This window comes from Pseudomonas sp. BF-R-30, from assembly GCF_019956175.1.
Classification (GTDB): domain Bacteria; phylum Pseudomonadota; class Gammaproteobacteria; order Pseudomonadales; family Pseudomonadaceae; genus Aquipseudomonas; species Aquipseudomonas jessenii.
In genome coordinates this window covers 176,574-196,067 of record NZ_JAHBDE010000055.1, presented here as the reverse complement: position 1 = coordinate 196,067, position 19,494 = coordinate 176,574, and the positions used below count along the sequence as shown (strand labels likewise).

Below are 19,494 nucleotides of genomic sequence, written 5' to 3'. Positions count from 1 at the left end.
CTGACATGAGCCAATCCAGCGACCTGATTCAATCTGCACAACGCACCATCCGCCTCGAGGTAGAAGCAGTGCAAGGCCTGCTACCCCATATCGACGCAGATTTCGTACGCGCTTGCGAGATGATTCTGGCCAGCAAAGGCCGCGTGGTCGTGGTCGGCATGGGCAAGTCGGGACACATCGGCAACAAGATTGCCGCGACCTTGGCCAGCACCGGCACCACGGCGTTTTTTGTGCACCCGGCTGAAGCCAGCCACGGTGACATGGGCATGATTACCCGCGACGACATCATTCTGGCGCTCTCGAATTCCGGCTCCACCAATGAAATCGTGACCCTGCTGCCACTGATCAAGCGCCTGGGCATTCAGTTGATCAGCGTGACCGGCAAGCCTGACTCGCCGCTAGCCAAGGCCGCCGAGGTCAACCTGAATGTTCACGTCGAGCACGAAGCCTGTCCGTTGAACCTGGCCCCCACCTCGTCGACCACCGCCGCCCTGGTCATGGGCGATGCCTTGGCAGTCGCGCTGCTGGAAGCCCGTGGCTTTACCGCCGAAGACTTCGCCTTTTCCCATCCCGGCGGCGCCCTGGGCCGACGCCTGCTGCTGAAAGTGGAAAATGTCATGCACGCCGGGCAAGAGTTACCGCAAGTACAGCGCGGCACCCTGCTGAAGGACGCACTAATGGAAATGACCCGCAAAGGCCTGGGCATGACCGTGATTCTGGAAGCCGACGGAAAGCTGGCCGGGATCTTTACTGACGGTGACTTGCGTCGCACGCTGGACCGTAGCATCGACATCCATAGCGCTACCATCGACCAGGTCATGACAGCACACGGCAAGACTGCCCGCGCCGAGATGCTCGCCGCCGAAGCGCTGAAAATCATGGAAGACCATAAAATCAACGCGCTGGTCGTAGTCGACAGTGAAGACCGCCCGGTCGGCGCCTTGAACATGCACGACTTGCTGCGTGCAGGAGTAATGTGATGAGTGCGGACCTGCTGCAACGCGGCAAACAGATCAAGCTGGCAGTGTTCGATGTCGATGGCGTGCTGACCGATGGGCGCCTGTACTTCCTCGAAGACGGCAGCGAGTTCAAGACGTTCAACACCCTCGACGGCCAGGGCATCAAGATGCTGATGGCCGCCGGCGTGCAGACCGCCATCATCAGTGGCCGCAAGACCCCGGTGGTCGAGCGGCGGGCCAAAAATCTCGGCATCCCGCACCTCTATCAGGGTCGCGAGGATAAACTGGTGGTACTCGACGAACTGCTGGCCCAACTCAACCTGAGCTATGAACAGGTGGCCTACCTCGGCGACGACCTGCCGGACCTGCCGGTGATTCGCCGCGTCGGCCTGGGCATGGCGGTGGCCAATGCCGCCAGCTTCGTGCGTGAACACGCCCACGGCATCACCCTCGCCCGTGGCGGCGAAGGTGCCGCTCGCGAATTCTGCGAATTGATCCTGCGCGCCCAGGACCGCCTCGACGCGGCCAATGCGGCGTACCTGTGAGCCCACTATGCTGAGCAAAAAATTTCGCAACACCCTGATGTTCAGTTGCATCGCGGCGATATTCGCTGCGGTTGGCTACTGGAACATCAGCCCGGAACGCTTCCTCGACAAGCCGGTAATGCCGGTCGATGAAAGCGCGATCGACTATTACGCCATCAACGCCCACAGCGTGCAGTACCTGCCCGACGGCAAGCTGCAATATGATCTGGTGTCCGACAAGGTCGAGCACGTGAAAGCGACCGAGGTGACATTGCTGACCAACCCCGACCTGAATGTTTTCCGCGGCACTGAATTCCCGTGGCACGTCCAGAGCCTGCGCGGCGAGGTCAACCCTGATGGCACACAGGTCGAACTGATCGATGACGTGCGCATCACGCGCTTCGACGAGAAAAACCGTAGAACCCTGATCACCAGCACCCGCATGACCGTGTTCCCGCAGCAGCAATATGCGCAGACCGAGCAAGACGTTAGAATCGACGGCGCTGGCGGTGTATCGACTGGCAAGGGAATGAAAGCGTATTTGAAAGAAAGCAGGATACACCTGCTATCGAACGTAAGAGGACAGTATGAGGCTCGTTAAAACCCTCCCGATTTTGCTCAGTCTGGGCGCAGCACTGGGAAGCGTGAGCGCCTGGGCTCTGCCGGAAGACCAACAGCAGCCTATCCGTATTCAGGCCGACGATGCCCAACTGGACGACAAGCAAGGTATTGCCACCTATAAAGGTGACGTGATCATCACCCAAGGCTCGATGAAGGTGACAGGCAACACCGTTACCATCACCCGCACCCCGGCTGGCGACATTGACGTAGTGACCTCGGTGGGCAACCTGGCGTACTTCGAGCAATTGCAAACGGCTGGCGACACCAAGCCTGTCCAGGGTTGGGGCGTGACGATCCAGTATCACGCTTCGCAAAATCGCGTCGTACTGATCGACAAGGCCAAAGTTGTCGACAAGGACAACAACGTCACCCAAGGTGAGAAAATTGTCTACGACACGGACAAGAAACTCGCCAGCGCCGGTCGCGCCACAGGCAGCAAAGTCACCGAGGCGCGTCCGCGTATCGACATGGTGATCCAGCCGAAGAAGAAAACCGACGAGAAAAAGGCCCAGTAATGGCAACTCTGAAAGCTCAGCATCTGGCCAAGAGCTACAAGAGCCGCCAGGTCGTGCGTGACGTCAGCCTGTCCATCGACAGCGGCCAGATCGTCGGCCTGCTTGGCCCGAACGGCGCCGGCAAGACCACCTGCTTCTACATGATCGTCGGCCTGGTGCAAGCCGACCAGGGCCGCGTCCTGATCGATGACCTGGACGTCAGCCACCAACCGATGCACGGCCGCGCAAAGGCTGGTATCGGCTACTTGCCGCAAGAAGCATCGATCTTCCGCAAACTGTCGGTGGCCGACAACATCATGGCCATCCTCGAGACCCGCAAGGAACTCGACAAGGCCGGTCGACGCAAGGAGCTGGAAAGCCTGCTGCAGGAATTCCACATCAGCCACATCCGCGACAACCTGGGCATGAGCCTGTCCGGTGGTGAGCGCCGTCGCGTGGAAATCGCCCGCGCCCTGGCCACCAACCCGAAATTCATCCTCCTCGACGAGCCCTTCGCCGGCGTGGACCCGATTTCGGTCGGCGACATCAAGCAGATCATTCACCACCTCAAGGCCAAGGGCATTGGCGTGCTGATCACGGACCACAACGTTCGTGAAACCCTGGATATCTGTGAAACCGCCTATATCGTCAATGACGGCCAACTGATTGCCGAAGGCGACGCAGAGACCATCCTGGCCAACGACCTGGTCAAGGAAGTGTATCTGGGCCATGAGTTCCGCCTGTAAGCGCTGAGCCGTGCCCAGGCAGTTGCCCGGGCACCTGAGCAGCCACTCACCAGCGCCTCCGTGCCGACAAGCGTGGTCAGCCCTCGACAAGGGCAGCGCAGCAACACCGCTTTATAGTTTTTTATTGTTACAGCGCTCTAGGCAAACCCTTTAGTTTCAGGCATATAATTTGCTTAAGTTTGGCGCCCCGGCGCCCTGTAGTGGATGGCGCATGTGCGCCGGCGAATAAGGTGTTAAGCCCCTGCCATGAAACCATCGCTAGTCTTGAGAATGGGCCAGCAGCTGACGATGACACCGCAGCTGCAACAGGCCATCCGCCTGCTCCAATTGTCGACCCTGGACCTGCAACAGGAAATCCAGGAGGCCCTGGAGTCCAATCCGATGCTCGAACGCCAGGAAGAAGGCGACGACTTCGACAATTCCGACCCCCTGGCCGATAACGCCGAACAAAAGCCCAACACCGACATCCAGGAGCCCTCCTACCAGGAAAGCGCCCCGACGGTTGATAACCTCGATGAGGGTGACTGGAACGAGCGTATCCCCAACGAACTCCCCGTCGACACCGCGTGGGAAGACGTTTACCAGACCAGCGCCAGCAGCCTGCCCAGCAATGATGATGACGAGTGGGACTTCACCACCCGCACCTCGGCCGGCGAAAGCCTGCAGAGCCACTTGCTGTGGCAACTGAACCTGGCCCCGATGTCCGACACCGATCGCCTGATCGCCGTGACCCTGATCGACTGCATCAACAATCAGGGCTACCTGGACGAAACCCTCGAGGAAATCCTCGAAGCGTTCGACCCGGAACTGGACATCGAACTGGACGAAATCGAAGCCGTCCTGCACCGCATCCAGCAATTCGAGCCCGCCGGCATCGGCGCCCGCAACCTGGGCGAATGCCTGCTGCTGCAATTGCGCCAGCTGCCTGCCAAGACCCCTTGGCTGGCCGAGGCCAAGCGCCTGGTCACCGATTACATCGACCTGCTTGGCAGCCGCGACTACAGCCAGTTGATGCGTCGCATGAAGCTCAAGGAAGATGAGCTGCGCCAGGTCATCGAGCTGGTCCAGAGCCTCAACCCGCGCCCGGGCTCGCAGATCGAGTCCACCGAAGCCGAGTACGTCGTCCCTGACGTCATCGTGCGCAAGGACAACGAGCGCTGGCTGGTGGAGCTCAATCAGGAGTCGGTGCCACGGCTGCGGGTCAATGCCCAGTACGCCGGTTTCGTGCGCCGCGCCGACACCAGCGCCGACAATACCTTCATGCGCAATCAGTTGCAGGAGGCCCGCTGGTTCATCAAGAGCCTGCAAAGCCGCAATGAAACCCTGATGAAGGTTGCCACCCAGATCGTCGAGCATCAGCGCGGCTTTCTGGAGTACGGCGACGAAGCCATGAAGCCGCTGGTCCTGCATGACATCGCCGAAGCGGTCGGCATGCATGAATCGACGATTTCACGGGTGACCACCCAGAAGTTCATGCACACCCCCCGGGGCATTTATGAACTGAAGTACTTTTTTTCCAGTCACGTAAGCACCTCCGAAGGCGGCGAATGCTCGTCCACGGCGATCCGGGCGATCATCAAAAAACTGGTTGCAGCGGAAAATCAGAAAAAGCCGTTGAGTGACAGCAAGATCGCTGGTTTACTGGAGGCACAAGGCATTCAGGTGGCTCGCCGCACCGTCGCCAAGTACCGCGAATCCCTCGGGATCGCGCCTTCGAGCGAACGCAAGCGGTTGATGTAGGGCCACGCCACAGCGTTCCAGTGGTAGATCATCTGATCTACCGCTTTATGCACTGGCAACGAAGGAGAAGCTGTATGCAAGTCAACATCAGTGGACACCAACTGGAAGTGACCGAACCTCTTCGCACCTACATCGGCGAAAAACTCGAACGATTGGAGCGACATTTCGACAAGATCACTAATGTGCAGGTCACGATGACCGTCGAAAAACTGAAGCAGAAAATCGAAGCCACGCTGCATATTCCCGGGAATGAAGTGGTCGCCAACGCGGAACATACCGATATGTATGCCGCGATCGACGCACTCACCGACAAGCTGGATAAACAACTCAAAAAGCATAAGGAAAAGACCCAGAGCCTCCTCCAGGGCGCAACCGGTCGTTAACACTCCCAACCCATGATCCGACTTGAAAGTATCCTGACCCCCGGCCGTTCCCTGGTGAACGTGCCGGGAGGCAGTAAAAAGAAAGCCCTCGAACAAATTGCCAATCTTATCGCCCGCGAAGTGCCGGCCCTGGAGATGCAAGATGTCTTCGAGGCGCTGATCGCCCGTGAAAAACTCGGCTCCACCGGGTTTGGCAATGGCATCGCTATTCCACATTGCCGTCTCAAGGGCTGTGTTTCGCCCATCAGTGCATTGATGCACCTGGACGCCCCTATCGATTTCGACGCCATCGACGGCGCGCCGGTTGACCTGCTGTTCGTGCTGTTGGTCCCGGAAGCCGCCACCGATGCGCACCTTGAGCTGCTGCGACAGATCGCCAGCATGCTCGACCGCAAGGAAGTTCGCGAAAAGCTACGTAGTGCTGCAAGCAACGAAGCCCTGTATCAGGTTGTCCTTGACGAGCAAAACGGTCAGTAATCATGCGCTTGATCATCGTCAGTGGCCGTTCCGGCTCAGGTAAAAGTACCGCCCTCGACGTTCTTGAGGACAGCGGCTACTACTGCATCGACAACCTGCCAGCCGGTCTGCTGCCGGAGCTGGCCGAACGCGCCCTGGTTCATACCGAGATGCTGCAGCCGCTGGTCGCCGTTTCCATTGACGCGCGCAATCTGCCCAGCCACCTGTCACGCTTCCCCGACCTGCTCGAGGAAGTCCGTGCCCGCCACATCCAGTGCGATGTGCTGTACCTGGACGCCGACGAAGAAACCCTGCTCAAGCGTTTCTCGGAAACCCGCCGACGTCACCCCCTGACCAACGCCAACCGCTCGCTGGCCGAAGCCATCAGCGTCGAGAGCGTCCTGCTCGGGCCGATTGCCGACCTCGCCGATCTCAAGATCAACACTACCAGCCTGAACCTGTATCAACTGCGCGATGCCATCAAACTGCGTCTGTTGAATCAGCCGGAGCCGGGGACTGCGTTCCTGGTGGAATCCTTCGGCTTCAAGCGCGGCATGCCGGTGGACGCCGACCTGGTGTTCGATGTGCGCTGCCTGCCCAACCCTTACTGGAAACCGGAGTTGCGCGAACAGTCCGGGCTCGATCAACCGGTTGCCGAATACCTGGCGGCCCAGCCGGATGTCGAAGAGATGTTCCAGGACATTTCCACATACCTGCTAAAGTGGCTGCCTCGTTTTGCCGCCAGCAACCGCGCCTACGTCACCATTGCCATTGGCTGCACTGGCGGACATCACCGTTCCGTCTACCTGACCGAGCGTCTGGGGCAAACGCTGCAACAATCCCTGAAGAACGTCCAGGTCCGCCACCGCGACCTCAGCTAAAGGATTCACATCGCGATGCCTGCTCTGGAAATCGAAATCATCAATAAACTGGGTCTGCACGCTCGCGCTTCTGCAAAATTCGTTGGGGTAGCAGGTCAGTTCCCGTGCCAGATCAGGGCCGGACGTACGCCACAGTCCATGGTCGATGGCAAAAGCATCATGGCGATGATGATGCTGGCCGCCGGCAAAGGCACCACGATCCACTTGAGCACAGAAGGCGAGCAGGAACAGGAAGCGCTGGATGCTCTGGTGGCGTTGATCAACAACTTCTTCGACGAAGGCGAGTAATACAACCACAAAAGCCCCTCACCACAAATCAAGCGAGGGCTGTATCCATCACCATCATCAAACAAAATCCCATCAGCAGCCCGAGGCTGGCAAGCTTGTCATGACCATTGCGGCGCGACTCGGGAATGACTTCGTGGGTCACCACCAGCAGCATCGCACCCGCCGCCAGCGCCAATCCCAAAGGCAGCAGCAGTTCGGCCAGGCTCACCAGCCACGCGCATAGCAGTGCGAACACCGGTTCTACCAAACCTGACGCCGCACCGATCAGGAACGCCTTGCCCCGGGACATCCCTGCCCCGACCAGCACCAAAGCGATGACCAATCCCTCCGGTACATCCTGCAAGGCAATGCCCATGGCCAGGCTGTCGGCGTCAGGCATTGCGCCACCGGCCGAAACACCTACCGCCATGCCTTCCGGAATGTTGTGGGCGATGATGGCAAATACGAACAGCCAGATCCGCGGAGCAATGCCCGGTCGTTCCAGCGTGCCGACCAGCATGTCCGGGCTGGCGCCAGAGACCTTCCGATCCACCAGGAACAACAGGAAGGCGCCGAGCATAATGCCGAAGCTGATCAACCCACTGGACGCCCAAGGTGACAGTCCAAGCCCTTCGGCGGCAGAGATGCCCGGAACGATCAGCGAAAATGCCGTCGCAGCCAGCATCACGCCAGCGCCAAAGCCAAGCAAAGTGTCGCTGAGCCTCTGCGGCATCCGCCGAATCACCAACACCGGCACAGCGCCCAGCGCGGTACCCAAGGCGCAGATCGCACCGCCCTGCAGTGCGCGCAGCAACTTCGGCTCAAGGTCGAGCCATGCCAGCCCATGGGCAACCAAAAGGCTCATTCCCGCCAGCAGCAACAGCGATCCGAACGCGTAACGAAACATCCGTCCATTTCCGATCGCCAGTGTTTCAGTGCCCATAGTCCAGCCTTGGATTGTTTTTATGGAAGACTTAAACCAGTGCGGCCTGATAGCGCGCAGAGACTTGCGGCCAATTGATCACGCGGTAGAACGCGCTGATGTATTCCGGACGACGGTTCTGATAACGCAGGTAATAGGCGTGCTCCCAGACGTCGAGGCCCAGAATCGGGGTATTGCCGTTCATCAACGGGCTGTCCTGGTTACCGCTGCTTTCCACCACCAAGGTCTTTTGCGGGGTCACGCTCAGCCAGGCCCAGCCGCTGCCGAAGCGGGTCAACGCGGCCTTGGTAAAGGCTTCCTTGAAGCTGTCGAGACCGCCCAGTTGTTCATCGATGGCCTTGGCCAGCACGCCTTCGGGCTCGCCACCACCGTCGGGCGCCATGACTTCCCAGAACAACGAATGATTGGCGTGGCCGCCGCCTTGGTTGATCACCGCCGTCCGCAGTTTTTCCGGCAGTTGCTGAACGGCGGACACCAGCTTCTCCACGGGCCACTCGGCATACTCGGTGCCTTCAACAGCCACGTTCAGGTTATTGATGTAGGTCTGGTGATGCTTGGTGTAGTGGATCTCCATGGTCTGCGCATCGATGTGCGGCTCCAGGGCATCGTAGGCGTACGGCAAGGCAGGCAAGGTAAAAGCCATGTTCAATGGACTCCATGATGATGAGGCGCAGGCGAAGCGACATCGATGTGCAGCAGCCGATGGGTACGCGGATACTCGCCGTGCTCACTGATGAAATTCAGCAGTTCGACGTAGGTCTTGCTGCTCTGGCGCAACGCGGCTTCTCGCAATGTTTGAGGTAGCCGCGGATCCTGCATGGTCTGCAAGAGCCGTTGGTGGATGGCACACAAGTATTCGGCGCTCTCCTCCGGCTGATTCAGACGCAAGTGCAGGTCCGCCAGGTTGTGATGGGAAATCACGCAGGCCGCTACCGCTTCGTCGGCATCCGCCCAGCGCTCGAACAGCACCTGGGCCAGAGCCAATGCCTGCAGGTACGCCTCGCGGGCATCGACCAGTTCACCCAGCATGAAAAAGCGATTGGCTCTTTCGATCGTGCGTTTCCAGTGCTCCATGGTGCGCCTCCAAAGCGGTAACGGGGCTTAGACGCCGCCCGCTGTGAGTTTTTCCGGGTTGAGCAATTCTTCCAGCTGGCTGCGCGACAGGTCGGTGTGTTCCAGCGCGACGTCAATCACCGGCCGACCTTGCTGATAGGCCTTCTTGGCAATCTCGGCAGCTTTCTGGTAACCGATGATCGGGTTGAGCGCGGTGACCAGAATCGGGTTGCGTGACAGTGCTTCCTTGATCCGGCCTTCGTTGACCTTGAAGCTGGCGATGGCCTTGTCTGCCAGCAGACGACTGGAATTGGCCAGCAACTCGATACTGCTCAGCAGGTTCTGGGCGATGATCGGCAGCATCACGTTCAGTTCGAAATTGCCCGACTGACCGGCGATGGTGATAACACTGTCGTTGCCGATGACCTGAGCCGCGACCATCGCGGTGGCCTCTGGAATGACCGGGTTGACCTTGCCCGGCATGATCGAAGAGCCCGGCTGCAAGGCTTGCAGTTCGATCTCGCCAAGGCCGGCCAGTGGGCCGGAGTTCATCCAGCGCAGATCGTTGGCGATTTTCATCAGCGATACGGCGGTGGCCTTTAGCTGTCCGGAGACGGCAACAGCAGTGTCCTGGGAGCCGATCAGCGCGAACAGGTCCTTGCCTGGCTGGAACTCGACCCGGGTCAATTTGCTTAGCTGCTGGCTGAAACGCGTCGCGAATTCGGGGTGGGCGTTGACACCCGTGCCCACCGCCGTGCCGCCTTGAGCCAGGGATTGCAGGCTTGGCTGCAAGTCCTGCAGATGGCCGATGTTGGCCTTGAGCTGCTGCGCCCAACCGTTGAGCACTTGGCTCATGCGCACCGGCATGGCGTCCATCAGATGCGTACGCCCGGTTTTGACGTGGTGATGAACCTGCTCGGCCTTGTGCTCGATGACCTGCACCAGATGCGTCAGCGCCGGCAGCAGTTGCTCATGGAGCGCCAGTGCTGCGCTGACGTGAATGGTGGTCGGGATGATGTCGTTGCTGCTCTGCCCGCAGTTGACGTGATCGTTGGGGTTCACCGCCTCGCCCAGCAAGCGGCTGGCCAGCGTGGCGATCACTTCGTTGGCGTTCATGTTCGAGCTGGTACCGGAACCGGTCTGGAACACATCCACCGGGAAGTGCTGCATGAAATCGCCTTCGAGCAAGCCTTGGGCTGCGTCGACGATGGCTTTGCCCTGGGCTTCGCCGATCTGCTTGAGCTCGACGTTGGCGCGGGCGGCCGCGGCCTTGGCCAGGATCAACGCGCGGATGAACTGAACCGGCATCGGTTTGCCGCTGATCGGGAAGTTATCCACCGCACGCTGGGTCTGTGCGCCGTAGAGGGCGTCTTCCGGGACCTGAAGCTCGCCCATACTGTCGCGTTCGATACGGGTATTACTCATCGGGAGATCCTTGCATCAGTTCTATGAGAGGAATCGAGGGTTGCAACTCACAGGTAGCGAGTTGCCAGGTGTAGCTCTGCCAGCGCTTGAGGCGGCATTTGCACAACGAGAGGCGTTCCAGTTCGCGCAGCGGGCGCCAGGCCTGGTCGAGACAGTAAGTGCGCCAGTGCCACGGCAGCGCGACATCGGCGGCGGTATCGAGCAACAATCGGAAGGAAGTTTCGGCGACGGTCCAGGGTGAGGTGGCCGTGCAACAAGCCAGGTACCGGCCTTCGGCCAGGTAGTGGTCGATCAGGCGAGGCTCGTCGGGGTTCATCGCGCAACGGATCTGGCGACTCATCCAGCGCCAGCTTTCGAGGTAAGGCTGCTCGTGCAAGGCAGAACTCATGATCCGGGGCTCATTCGATAATGAGATTTATTATTGTATGATAATGAGAACCAAAACAAGCTCAAGGCTTTGGTACACACTCAATGTGGGAGCGGGCTTGCTCGCGAATGCGGAGTGTCAGCCACCCTAAGCATCGACTGACACACCGTATTCGCGAGCAAGCCCGCTCCCACAGGGGGCGCGTGCAAGTCAAAAAAAAGGCGCGCCACCCAATGGGTGGCGCGCCTTTTGGTGAAGCGGCCGAGGCTTAGCTACCCGCCACCGTCATCCGCTCGATCAACACCGAGCCGGTGCGAATGTTGCTGCGCAGCTCCAGATCATTACCCACGGCAACGATCTGCTTGAACATGTCGCGCATATTGCCGGCGATGGTCACTTCCTGGACCGCGAACTGGATTTCACCGTTCTCGACCCAATAACCCGCTGCACCACGGGAGTAATCGCCGGTGACCATGTTGAGGCCCTGCCCCATCAATTCAGTCACCAGCAAGCCACGCCCCATGCGCCGCAGCAACGCCGCCTGGTCTTCGTCGCCATGGGTGACGAACAGGTTGTGCACGCCGCCGGCGTTGGCCGTGCTCGGCATACCGAGCTTGCGGCCGGAATAGGTGCCAAGGATGTAAGACACCAACTCGCCCTTTTCGACGAACGGTTTGGCGTAGGTTGCCAAACCATCACCGTCGAACGCTGCGCTGCCCATGGCACGCATCAGATGCGGACGTTCGTCGATGGTCAGCCACTCCGGAAACAGCTTCTGCCCGAGGGTACCCTCAAGGAAGGACGACTTGCGATACAGGCTGCCGCCGGAAATCGCCGACAGGAAGCTGCCGAACAGCCCCCCAGCCAACTCTGCGGAAAACAGCACCGGCACCTCGCAAGTCGGCACCGGACGCGCGCCCAGACGACTCGCCGCTCGTTGTGCAGCGCGCTGACCGATGCTTACCGGGTCGGCGAGCAGATTGCCCTGGCGGTTTACGTCGTACCAGTAATCGCGCTGCATCTGGCCATCGGCCTCGGCGATCATCACGCAGCTCAAGCTGTGCCGAGTCGATGCGTAACCGCCGATAAAGCCGTGGCTATTGCCATAAACGCGGCAGCCCTGATGGGTACTGAGGGTGGTGCCGTCGGCGTTCTTGATCCGGCTGTCGGCGGCAAACGCCGCGGCTTCGCAGGCCAGAGCCTGTTCGATGGCTTGTTCCGGAGTGATGTCCCATTGGTGGAACAGGTCGAAATCCGGAATATCGCGCGCCATCAGCGCGGCATCCGCAAGGCCCGAGGCTTCGTCTTCCGAAGTGTGTTTGGCAATGGCCAGTGCAGCGGCGACGGTTTCGCGAATCGCATCAGGACCGCTGGCCGAAGTGCTGGCCGAGCCTTTGCGTTGCCCCACGTACAAGGTGATGCCAAACCCCTGGTCGCGGTTGAACTCAACGGTTTCGACTTCACGCTGGCGCACCGAAGTCGACAACCCCTGCTCCAGCGACACCGCCACTTCACAGGCGCTGGCCCCCTGGCGCTTGGCTTCAGCGATGATCTGCTCGACTTGTTCCTGCAGTGCCGGCAACGCTTGTGGGCCGACGCTTTCAACTGCACTCATGCTGTTCTCCACTCAAATTCTGCTTTCGGTAACGGTCATCGAGCGACCGGGCCGGACAAGCGGCCCCCGACTGGTTATCATGGCGGCGTTTCTTTGCGGACGGCCACCATGGTTGATTCTTACGACGACTCCCTCGATACGGGAGAAAAAAGCAAATCCCAGGTCAAACGCGAGCTGCATGCTCTGGTTGACCTTGGCGAGCGCCTTACAACACTCAAGCCTGACTTGCTGGCAAAACTGCCCTTGACCGACGGAATGCGTCGGGCTCTGGCCGATGCGCCCAAGCACACCGCGAACATCGCGCGAAAACGGCACCTCCAGTTCATCGGCAAACTGATGCGCGATCAGGACACTACCGCCATTCTGGTTCTGCTCGATCAACTCGATGCCTCCACCCGTCAATACAACGAACGCTTCCATAACCTGGAACGCTGGCGCGATCGTCTGATTGCCGGCGACGATGCCGTACTGGAAAAATTCGTCGTCGACTACCCGGACGCGGACCGCCAGCAATTGCGTTCCCTGATCCGTCAGGCCCAGCATGAGGTTGCGCAAAACAAACCTCCTGCTTCCAGCCGTAAAATCTTCAAGTACATCCGTGAGCTGGACGAGACTCAACGCGGTCTGCGTTAATTCTCGAAGCGGGTGAGCTGCCTCGCAGCTCACCCGCAGCCTCACTTCTTACGACCCCGTGCCACCCACGGTGATCGCATCAATCTTCAGCGTTGGCTGGCCGACACCCACCGGCACCGACTGCCCATCCTTGCCACACGTACCCACGCCGCTGTCCAGCGACAGATCATTACCGACCATCGACACCTTGCTCATGGCTTCCGGCCCGTTGCCGATCAGGGTCGCGCCCTTGACCGGAGCGGTAATCTTGCCGTCCTCGATCAGGTACGCCTCGCTGGTGGAGAACACGAACTTGCCGCTGGTGATGTCCACCTGACCGCCACCCAGGTTGGCGCAGTAAATGCCGCGCTTCACCGAAGCGATGATTTCCGCCGGGTCGCTTTCGCCGGCGAGCATGTAGGTGTTGGTCATGCGCGGCATCGGCAGGTGCGCGTAGGATTCGCGACGGCCGTTACCGGTGCGTGCCACGCCCATCAGGCGGGCGTTGAGCTTGTCCTGCATGTAGCCCTTGAGTACGCCGTTTTCGATCAGCGTGGTGCACTCGGTCGGCGTGCCTTCGTCGTCGACACTCAACGAGCCACGGCGACCGGCCAGCGTGCCGTCATCGACAATGGTGCACAGCTTCGACGCAACCATCTCGCCCATGCGACCGCTGTAGGCCGAACTGCCCTTGCGGTTGAAGTCGCCTTCCAGACCATGACCGACCGCTTCGTGCAGCAACACGCCCGACCAGCCGGAACCGAGCACCACCGGCAAGGTACCGGCCGGTGCCGGAATGGCTTCGAGGTTGACCAGCGCCTGGCGCAACGCTTCACGGGCATAGCCCATGGCGCGGTCTTCGCCGAGGAAATAACGGTAATCGGTCCGACCGCCACCGCCATGACCACCGCGCTCGCGGCGACCGTTCTGCTCGACGATCACGCTGACGTTGAAGCGCACCAGCGGCCGTACATCCGCCGCCAGACCGCCGTCGGTGGAAGCCACCAGAATCCGCTCCCAGACACCGGCCATGCTCACGGTGACTTGCTGGATGCGTGGGTCGAGGGCGCGGGTCGCGGCATCGACTCGCTTGAGCAAATCGACTTTCTCGGCACGGGTCAGCACTTCCAGGGGATTGTCCGGCGCATACAACTGCGCGACATCCTGGCTGGTGAATGCCTGCACGGTGCCATTCTGGCCAGCGCGGGAAATCGAACGGGCGGCCCGCGCCGCCGCGCCAAGGGCTTCCAGGGTGATGGCATTGCTGTAGGCAAAACCGGTTTTTTCACCCGATTGCGCGCGCACGCCCACACCTTGGTCAAGGTTGAAGCTGCCTTCCTTGACGATGCCGTCTTCCAGCGCCCAGGACTCGGAGATCTGCCCCTGGAAATACAGGTCGGCCGCATCGATGCCCGGCCCGGCCAGGTCGCCGAGCACGCCTTGCAGGCTCTCGATCGTGACGCCACCGGGCGCCAGCAGGTGTTCACTGACTGAGGACAACAACTCGCTCATATGCTTTACGCCTTAAATTCGTCGTTCTGATGCAGGTCGCTGGGCGCCCTGCGAGAAAAAGCGCCGGTGACTGGACACCGGCATGCGCGCCCGGATGGACGCCTGTTCGCTGCTGTCGCGTTCGGCCAGCAGCACGGCCTCGCCTTGATCCTGTTGTGCCAGCACACGCCCCCACGGGTCGATGATGGCAGCATGACCGAAAGTTTCCCGCGGCCCCGGATGCGTCCCACCCTGGGCAGCCGCGAGCACATAACATTGTGTCTCGATGGCCCGTGCGCGAATCAGCACATCCCAATGCGCCGCGCCGGTCACCGCCGTGAAGGCCGAAGGGGCGGTAATCAGTTCCGCGCCGGCTGCGCGCAATTCGCTGTACAGCTCCGGGAAGCGCAAGTCGTAACAGACCGTCAGGCCAACCCGCCCAACCGGTGTGTCCGCCACCACGACCCCACTGCCATAAGCATAGTCATCGGATTCACGATAACGGCCGCGATTGTCAGCCACATCGACGTCGAACAGGTGCAGCTTGTCGTAGCGCGCCACCGTTTCACCCTGGTCATCGACCAGCAACGAACAGGCATGCACCTTGGCCGCCGGTTGATCCACCGGCGGCAACGGCAACGTGCCGGCCACAATCCATAACTTGAGGTCGCGTGCGGTCTGTTTCAACCAGGGCAGGATCGGGCCTTCGCCCAGTGCTTCGGCGCGCCCGATGTCGGCAATGTCGCGCCGGCCCATGGCGGCGAAGTTCTCCGGCAATACCGCGAGCTTCGCGCCACCGGCGGCCGCTTGCTCGAGCAGCCGACGGGCCTGGGCCAGATTGGCCAGCACATCGCTCTGGCTGACCATTTGAATCACCGCTATAGACATGGCCTTTTCCTTATTGAAACCAACACAGACCTTGTAGGAGCGAGCTTGCTCGCGATGAGTTTGAATGCGACGCGTTTTTTCAGACAGCCTGCGTCATCGTTCACGTCCATCGCGAGCGGGCTCGCTCCTACAGGGGGCGAGCCGCAATGGCCATGCTACTCCATAGGCCCGAAGGATGGCGTTTCAAAAAGCCTTGTCGAAGGCAATCTTTGGTTCTTTCCAAGGCCCTTTGACGGTGTACTTCACACTGGCGAAACGGGCGACCCGGTCTCCGATCAGCTTGTCGATCAGGAACAGCGCCCCGCCGACCGCGGGTGCACCGACGATCAATGCGGCAATCGGCAGGTTATTGGTCACCGGCAAGGTCACCATCAGTTTCGCATCGATCTGATCGGCCACCATGTTCAGGGTGCCGTCGAGTTCAATGGTGCTCGACGGGCCCGTCAGCTGGATCGGCTTACGGGTGACATACACACCATTGGTCCCGACCAGCAGCCCCTTGACCCGGTCATAACTCAGTCCTTTGCCGAACAGGTCGGAGAAATCCAGGCGCAGGCGCCGGCCGATGGAGTTGAAGTTGAGCAAGCCAAATACCCGCAGCGCCTGGGCACTGCCCTCAACCTCGACGAACTGACCCTGATTGAGGGTCGCATCAAGCGTGCCGGAGAAACGCTTGGTCGCCACCCAGGCCGGTGAGCCGGGCCAGCGGCCATCGACATCCATATAGAAGTCCTGGCTGGTGACGCTCGGCGCAAACCCCCAGCCCTTGAGCACATCGGCGAGGTTCTTGCCGCTGATACGACCCTTGTACCAGCTGTTGCTGGCGCCAGGCACGCCTTCCCAACCACCGCTGCCCACCAACAGCATGCCCTTGAGGCCCAGGTCCAGGGAGTTGAACTCTATGCCCTTGGGCGTCGGACGAATTTTCAGCGACCAGCCCCCCACCAGATCCTGCCCCTGGAATAGCTGATTGATGGTGATGTCCATCGCGGGGATTTTTGTCGGGTCCACCGACGCCAGCGGATCCGGCGAATTTTCATCGGCCAGCACGGTCGGGTCCGGTGCGGGCAGGCGCACAGTTTGCAGATTGATCGTGATCGGCGTGGCTTTCGCATCGGGAAGGCTGGCGCTGCCATTGATCTGCTGGCTGTCCAGTTGTAGCGCCCAGGCGGAAGGCTTGCGCGCCAGCTGGATCGAGGCCTGATCGAGGGTGGTGCCGATACCGCTGAGTTTGCCCACCTTGAAATCCGCGCCGCTGAGCAGTTGCCTGGCGCTGCCGCCGGGGTCTTGTCCGGCGTATCTGTCCACCAGATCCTTCCACGGGCCAACGTCCAGCTCCGACAGCACGCCCCGTATCCGCAAGCCTTTGGTGCCAGGCAAGACGGACTCGCCGCCACCGAGGAACAACTCCCCGCGACCGTCGGCGAAACTACTGGCCGGGGCCGCGAACGTGAAACTCGCCAAGCCCCCGTAGTTGACCCAATAACGCCGCTCGTCGCCCTGCAAGGTCATGCGGAACGTGGTGTCGCGCCCGGCCTCGGAGGTTATGCCGAACGGTGCAGGCAAATCGACGGCCACGCCCTTGAGGCTGGAATTGACCATCAACTGGCTGTCGGCGCCGTCCAGGGTCAGTTGCAGTTGATACGGGATCACACCGCTCACCGGTAGAGGCTGGGTGACCTTCAGCCAGTCAGTCAGTTTCTTGACCTCGACCTGCCCTGACGCAGCCACCCGGGTACTGTGCTTGCCTGGGCTGCCATCGGCAAATATCTGTGCGGTGACCGGTTTGTCGAACGCCCGGGCGCTGATGTTCTGCCCGGTCAGGCCTTTGCCGCTGTCAAAACGGAAATCACCTTTGAGTTGGGTCAGTTCCAGCGCAGGTTCGGCCAGTTTCAAGCGCGCCTTGGCGGTCTTGAAATCGACGAGGATTTTCGGCTCCTCGCCTTTTGCCAGGGGAATATCGAGCTTCAACTTGCCTTGCAGGTCGCCCTCGCCTTCCCAGCCGGCAAAGGTTGCTCCGGTGCCGATCGGTGCTTCCTGGAGGATTTTCAGGCCATCACCCAAACCGCCGGCAAATCCGCCATCGAGGAACAAATGAACGTTCTGTCCGGCCGGCACATGGGGAATGTCGACGTAGATATCGTTGACCTGGGTGTCGAGCAATTGGCCCGTGCTGGCCAGAATCCGCACGCCGCTGTCTTCGACAAACACATCGCCGCTGACCTTGCTGACATGGGGCCAGCCCGGCTGGAAGGCCAGTTCGGCATCGTGAACCTTGAAGTACAGGCTGATGCTGCGATCGACGTCCGCGGCACCGTGGCTGAGCGACCCTTGATACTGGAAGAAGCCTTGATCCACCGCGCCCTTGAGAATCGCCGTGCGCAGCCATTCGTCCAGTGCCGGGCTGAGGACCGTCGGCAAGTACTTGGCGGTGTAGCGACCGTCACCGTCCACCAGGCCGACCCGCAGGTCCATGTAGTCTTCCTGGGTGTGATCGAAATACAGGCGAATCAGGAAGTCGCCGGCGATCTTGCCTTCCTCGCCCAGCACTTTCAGATACGGCGCGATCAGGGTGAAACCTTCTTTATCGAGTTTCCAGGTCAGCCGCGCATTGGCCTGAATGTACTGCCATGGCTTGGCGAAAATCGGGTCCAGGTGCAGCATGAAATCCTTGCTGTCCATGCGCAGTTCGCCGCGCCCCAGGTCACCGCTGATGCTGCCGCTGACATTTCGCGCCGCCGGCGCACCGTGATAGGCGTCGAAGCCCACCTGGTCGAGGTTGGCGGCAAACCCGAACTTGCTGTCGTCAGTGGCATTGGGGCGGAAGTCGACCAGCACGTTGCGCAGGCCGCCCGTGACCTTGAGCCGCTCGACGACCGTGGCAAAACCCTCTGGTAACGGCGCCAGGGCGTTGAGCAGCGGAGTCAGCGGCGTGAGATCAACCCGGTCGGCTTGCAGGTGCCAGAGTTCTTCGGTTTTATCGGTGGCGGCGTTTTGCGTGAGCTGCAGATGCGTTTCCCAGCGGGTCTCGCCGAAGTTCATCGCCAGGGAGTCCAGAGTCACTGACGCACCTTTGGCACTGCGCTGGAAGTAACCATTGAGCGCCAGGTTATTGATCTGGACCGGCTTGCGCTCGGCGTAGGCACCCTTGAGTTGTGGCGCGTTCACGCGCACCGCAGCGCTTTGCAAGGTGCCTTTGCCCCAAGTCACCCACAGCTCGCCGCCGGCCTTGATCTCGGAAAAATTCCACTGTTGGGTCAGACGTTCAGGCAACCACTTCGACCAGTCGCTTTGCGGCAGGCTCAGGTAGACCTCGGCTTCACCGTCCTTCCATTGGCTGGCTCGAATACGGGTACGCAGGCTCATGGCCACTGGTTGCCCGTCAGGCAGGGTCAGCCGTGCGTCGAGCCGCTGCCGTGACGCCCCGGTTTTCAGATTCAGGCCGACATAAGTCAGGGTCAGCGGCGATTCGCCAAACGGCTGCAAGGTCACCTGGCTGTCGAGCACCGACAGTTGCTGGATCATCTGCATCTGATTGAGCAGTTGCTCTGGATCGGTGGGCTGGTCCTGGCGCATCGGCAGACCTTCCAGAGCCCACTGACCGTCCTCACCTTGCCTGAGGTTGATCTTGAGGCCGCTGAACTCCAGATGAGCGATGCGTACCTGGCGGGCCATCAAGCTGGCCCAAAGGTCCGGCACCGCGCGCACCTGATCCAGGTGCAAGGCATTGGCGCCGTCGCCGACCGTCACGTCGCGGGCCATCAATATAGGGGCGAATCCACTCCAGTTGCCTTCGAGCTCGCCGATCTGCAACGGCATGCCCAAGGCATCGCTGGCTTTGGTTTCGATGTCGGGGCGGTACTCGGCGACTAACGGCGTCAGCTCCCGGCCAAGGCTGACGTAGAGCGCCATCAACACCAAAACCAACGCGCACAGGCCCAGACCCCAGCGGGTCAGTGCGGCCAATATGCGTGTCAGACGGTCCATGTCAGGTGGCTCCCATGGCAAAAGTTTTGCAAAAAGCTGAGG

20 protein-coding genes are annotated in these 19,494 nt (G+C 60.6%); 11 read left to right on the top strand and 9 right to left on the bottom strand.

The window, feature by feature from the left end; translation table 11 throughout:
• Positions 1–5 precede the first annotated feature (5 nt).
• From KGB20_RS23680 to KGB20_RS23635, 10 genes are all read left to right on the top strand, one after another.
• Positions 6–980: a KpsF/GutQ family sugar-phosphate isomerase gene (locus KGB20_RS23680; RefSeq protein WP_057716416.1), complete on the top strand. Its 975-nt coding sequence runs from the start codon at positions 6–8 to the stop codon at positions 978–980.
• Entirely contained in the window at positions 980–1,504 is a 525-nt protein-coding gene (locus tag KGB20_RS23675) for a KdsC family phosphatase (protein WP_008018712.1), read from the top strand. The genes KGB20_RS23680 and KGB20_RS23675 overlap by 1 nt, the downstream gene beginning before the upstream one ends.
• Before the next feature lie 7 nt (positions 1,505–1,511).
• On the top strand, positions 1,512–2,084 hold the full coding sequence (lptC, locus tag KGB20_RS23670) for an LPS export ABC transporter periplasmic protein LptC (protein WP_154910433.1): 573 nt from the start codon (positions 1,512–1,514) through the stop codon (positions 2,082–2,084).
• Positions 2,071–2,619, top strand: coding sequence for a lipopolysaccharide transport periplasmic protein LptA (lptA, locus tag KGB20_RS23665; RefSeq protein WP_057716418.1), 549 nt, complete (start codon positions 2,071–2,073; stop codon positions 2,617–2,619). Before lptC ends, lptA begins: the two co-directional genes overlap by 14 nt.
• The gene (gene lptB / locus KGB20_RS23660; RefSeq protein WP_008054366.1) at positions 2,619–3,344 is read left to right on the top strand and encodes an LPS export ABC transporter ATP-binding protein; all 726 of its coding nucleotides are present in this window, start codon (positions 2,619–2,621) and stop codon (positions 3,342–3,344) included. The genes lptA and lptB overlap by 1 nt, the downstream gene beginning before the upstream one ends.
• A gap of 246 nt (positions 3,345–3,590) precedes the next feature.
• Entirely contained in the window at positions 3,591–5,084 is a 1,494-nt protein-coding gene (locus tag KGB20_RS23655; protein WP_015093497.1) for an RNA polymerase factor sigma-54, read from the top strand.
• Positions 5,085–5,158: 74 nt separating this feature from the next.
• Positions 5,159–5,467, top strand: coding sequence for a ribosome hibernation-promoting factor, HPF/YfiA family (gene hpf / locus KGB20_RS23650; RefSeq protein WP_007941242.1), 309 nt, complete (start codon positions 5,159–5,161; stop codon positions 5,465–5,467).
• A 12-nt stretch (positions 5,468–5,479) separates the two neighbouring features.
• Positions 5,480–5,944 (top strand): PTS IIA-like nitrogen regulatory protein PtsN, encoded by a 465-nt coding sequence (gene ptsN / locus KGB20_RS23645; RefSeq protein ID WP_008046148.1) that lies wholly within the window; start codon positions 5,480–5,482, stop codon positions 5,942–5,944.
• A gap of 2 nt (positions 5,945–5,946) precedes the next feature.
• Positions 5,947–6,804 (top strand): RNase adapter RapZ, encoded by an 858-nt coding sequence (rapZ, locus tag KGB20_RS23640; RefSeq protein WP_057716419.1) that lies wholly within the window; start codon positions 5,947–5,949, stop codon positions 6,802–6,804.
• Between the two features lie 15 nt (positions 6,805–6,819).
• A complete protein-coding gene (locus KGB20_RS23635) occupies positions 6,820–7,092 on the top strand; it encodes an HPr family phosphocarrier protein (RefSeq protein WP_057716420.1) in 273 nt (90 codons plus the stop codon).
• A 28-nt stretch (positions 7,093–7,120) separates the two neighbouring features.
• On the opposite strand, the gene KGB20_RS23630 is transcribed toward KGB20_RS23635, so the two are convergent.
• The 6 genes from KGB20_RS23630 to pmbA form a co-directional block, all read right to left on the bottom strand.
• The gene (locus KGB20_RS23630) at positions 7,121–8,014 is read right to left on the bottom strand and encodes a ZIP family metal transporter (protein WP_154861586.1); all 894 of its coding nucleotides are present in this window, start codon (positions 8,012–8,014) and stop codon (positions 7,121–7,123) included.
• A 31-nt stretch (positions 8,015–8,045) separates the two neighbouring features.
• A complete protein-coding gene (locus KGB20_RS23625) occupies positions 8,046–8,657 on the bottom strand; it encodes a superoxide dismutase (protein ID WP_154861585.1) in 612 nt (203 codons plus the stop codon).
• Between the two features lie 2 nt (positions 8,658–8,659).
• Entirely contained in the window at positions 8,660–9,088 is a 429-nt protein-coding gene (locus KGB20_RS23620; RefSeq protein WP_154861584.1) for a hypothetical protein, read from the bottom strand.
• A gap of 27 nt (positions 9,089–9,115) precedes the next feature.
• Positions 9,116–10,492, bottom strand: coding sequence for a class II fumarate hydratase (locus KGB20_RS23615; RefSeq protein ID WP_150812808.1), 1,377 nt, complete (start codon positions 10,490–10,492; stop codon positions 9,116–9,118).
• Positions 10,485–10,880 carry a FagA protein gene (locus KGB20_RS23610; RefSeq protein WP_090453084.1) on the bottom strand — a complete coding sequence of 132 codons (396 nt, stop codon included), beginning with the start codon at positions 10,878–10,880 and terminating at the stop codon, positions 10,485–10,487. The genes KGB20_RS23615 and KGB20_RS23610 overlap by 8 nt, the downstream gene beginning before the upstream one ends.
• A gap of 247 nt (positions 10,881–11,127) precedes the next feature.
• Positions 11,128–12,474: a metalloprotease PmbA gene (gene pmbA / locus KGB20_RS23605; RefSeq protein ID WP_057716426.1), complete on the bottom strand. Its 1,347-nt coding sequence runs from the start codon at positions 12,472–12,474 to the stop codon at positions 11,128–11,130.
• A 108-nt stretch (positions 12,475–12,582) separates the two neighbouring features.
• On the opposite strand from pmbA, the gene yjgA reads away from it, so the two are divergent.
• Positions 12,583–13,107 carry a ribosome biogenesis factor YjgA gene (yjgA, locus tag KGB20_RS23600; protein WP_057716427.1) on the top strand — a complete coding sequence of 175 codons (525 nt, stop codon included), beginning with the start codon at positions 12,583–12,585 and terminating at the stop codon, positions 13,105–13,107.
• Positions 13,108–13,155: 48 nt separating this feature from the next.
• On the opposite strand, the gene tldD is transcribed toward yjgA, so the two are convergent.
• The 3 genes from tldD to KGB20_RS23585 form a co-directional block, all read right to left on the bottom strand.
• Positions 13,156–14,598 carry a metalloprotease TldD gene (gene tldD / locus KGB20_RS23595; RefSeq protein ID WP_102669080.1) on the bottom strand — a complete coding sequence of 481 codons (1,443 nt, stop codon included), beginning with the start codon at positions 14,596–14,598 and terminating at the stop codon, positions 13,156–13,158.
• A 12-nt stretch (positions 14,599–14,610) separates the two neighbouring features.
• Complete coding sequence (locus tag KGB20_RS23590; RefSeq protein ID WP_154910434.1) at positions 14,611–15,465, bottom strand: carbon-nitrogen hydrolase family protein; 855 nt, start codon at positions 15,463–15,465, stop codon at positions 14,611–14,613.
• Between the two features lie 183 nt (positions 15,466–15,648).
• A complete protein-coding gene (locus tag KGB20_RS23585; protein WP_154910435.1) occupies positions 15,649–19,452 on the bottom strand; it encodes a YhdP family protein in 3,804 nt (1,267 codons plus the stop codon).
• Positions 19,453–19,494 lie beyond the last annotated feature (42 nt).

Excerpts from the sequence above, each read along its gene's own strand:
- KGB20_RS23680 (WP_057716416.1), top strand. The coding sequence starts at position 6 with ATGAGCCAATCCAGCGACCTGATTCAATCTGCACAACGCACCATCCGC.
- KGB20_RS23675 (WP_008018712.1), top strand. The coding sequence starts at position 980 with ATGAGTGCGGACCTGCTGCAACGCGGCAAACAGATCAAGCTGGCAGTG.
- lptC (WP_154910433.1), top strand. The coding sequence starts at position 1,512 with ATGCTGAGCAAAAAATTTCGCAACACCCTGATGTTCAGTTGCATCGCG.
- lptA (WP_057716418.1), top strand. The coding sequence starts at position 2,071 with ATGAGGCTCGTTAAAACCCTCCCGATTTTGCTCAGTCTGGGCGCAGCA.
- lptB (WP_008054366.1), top strand. The coding sequence starts at position 2,619 with ATGGCAACTCTGAAAGCTCAGCATCTGGCCAAGAGCTACAAGAGCCGC.
- KGB20_RS23655 (WP_015093497.1), top strand. The coding sequence starts at position 3,591 with ATGAAACCATCGCTAGTCTTGAGAATGGGCCAGCAGCTGACGATGACA.
- hpf (WP_007941242.1), top strand. The coding sequence starts at position 5,159 with ATGCAAGTCAACATCAGTGGACACCAACTGGAAGTGACCGAACCTCTT.
- ptsN (WP_008046148.1), top strand. The coding sequence starts at position 5,480 with ATGATCCGACTTGAAAGTATCCTGACCCCCGGCCGTTCCCTGGTGAAC.
- rapZ (WP_057716419.1), top strand. The coding sequence starts at position 5,947 with ATGCGCTTGATCATCGTCAGTGGCCGTTCCGGCTCAGGTAAAAGTACC.
- KGB20_RS23635 (WP_057716420.1), top strand. The coding sequence starts at position 6,820 with ATGCCTGCTCTGGAAATCGAAATCATCAATAAACTGGGTCTGCACGCT.
- KGB20_RS23630 (WP_154861586.1), bottom strand. The coding sequence starts at position 8,014 with ATGGGCACTGAAACACTGGCGATCGGAAATGGACGGATGTTTCGTTAC.
- KGB20_RS23625 (WP_154861585.1), bottom strand. The coding sequence starts at position 8,657 with ATGGCTTTTACCTTGCCTGCCTTGCCGTACGCCTACGATGCCCTGGAG.
- KGB20_RS23620 (WP_154861584.1), bottom strand. The coding sequence starts at position 9,088 with ATGGAGCACTGGAAACGCACGATCGAAAGAGCCAATCGCTTTTTCATG.
- KGB20_RS23615 (WP_150812808.1), bottom strand. The coding sequence starts at position 10,492 with ATGAGTAATACCCGTATCGAACGCGACAGTATGGGCGAGCTTCAGGTC.
- KGB20_RS23610 (WP_090453084.1), bottom strand. The coding sequence starts at position 10,880 with ATGAGTTCTGCCTTGCACGAGCAGCCTTACCTCGAAAGCTGGCGCTGG.
- pmbA (WP_057716426.1), bottom strand. The coding sequence starts at position 12,474 with ATGAGTGCAGTTGAAAGCGTCGGCCCACAAGCGTTGCCGGCACTGCAG.
- yjgA (WP_057716427.1), top strand. The coding sequence starts at position 12,583 with ATGGTTGATTCTTACGACGACTCCCTCGATACGGGAGAAAAAAGCAAA.
- tldD (WP_102669080.1), bottom strand. The coding sequence starts at position 14,598 with ATGAGCGAGTTGTTGTCCTCAGTCAGTGAACACCTGCTGGCGCCCGGT.
- KGB20_RS23590 (WP_154910434.1), bottom strand. The coding sequence starts at position 15,465 with ATGTCTATAGCGGTGATTCAAATGGTCAGCCAGAGCGATGTGCTGGCC.
- KGB20_RS23585 (WP_154910435.1), bottom strand. The coding sequence starts at position 19,452 with ATGGACCGTCTGACACGCATATTGGCCGCACTGACCCGCTGGGGTCTG.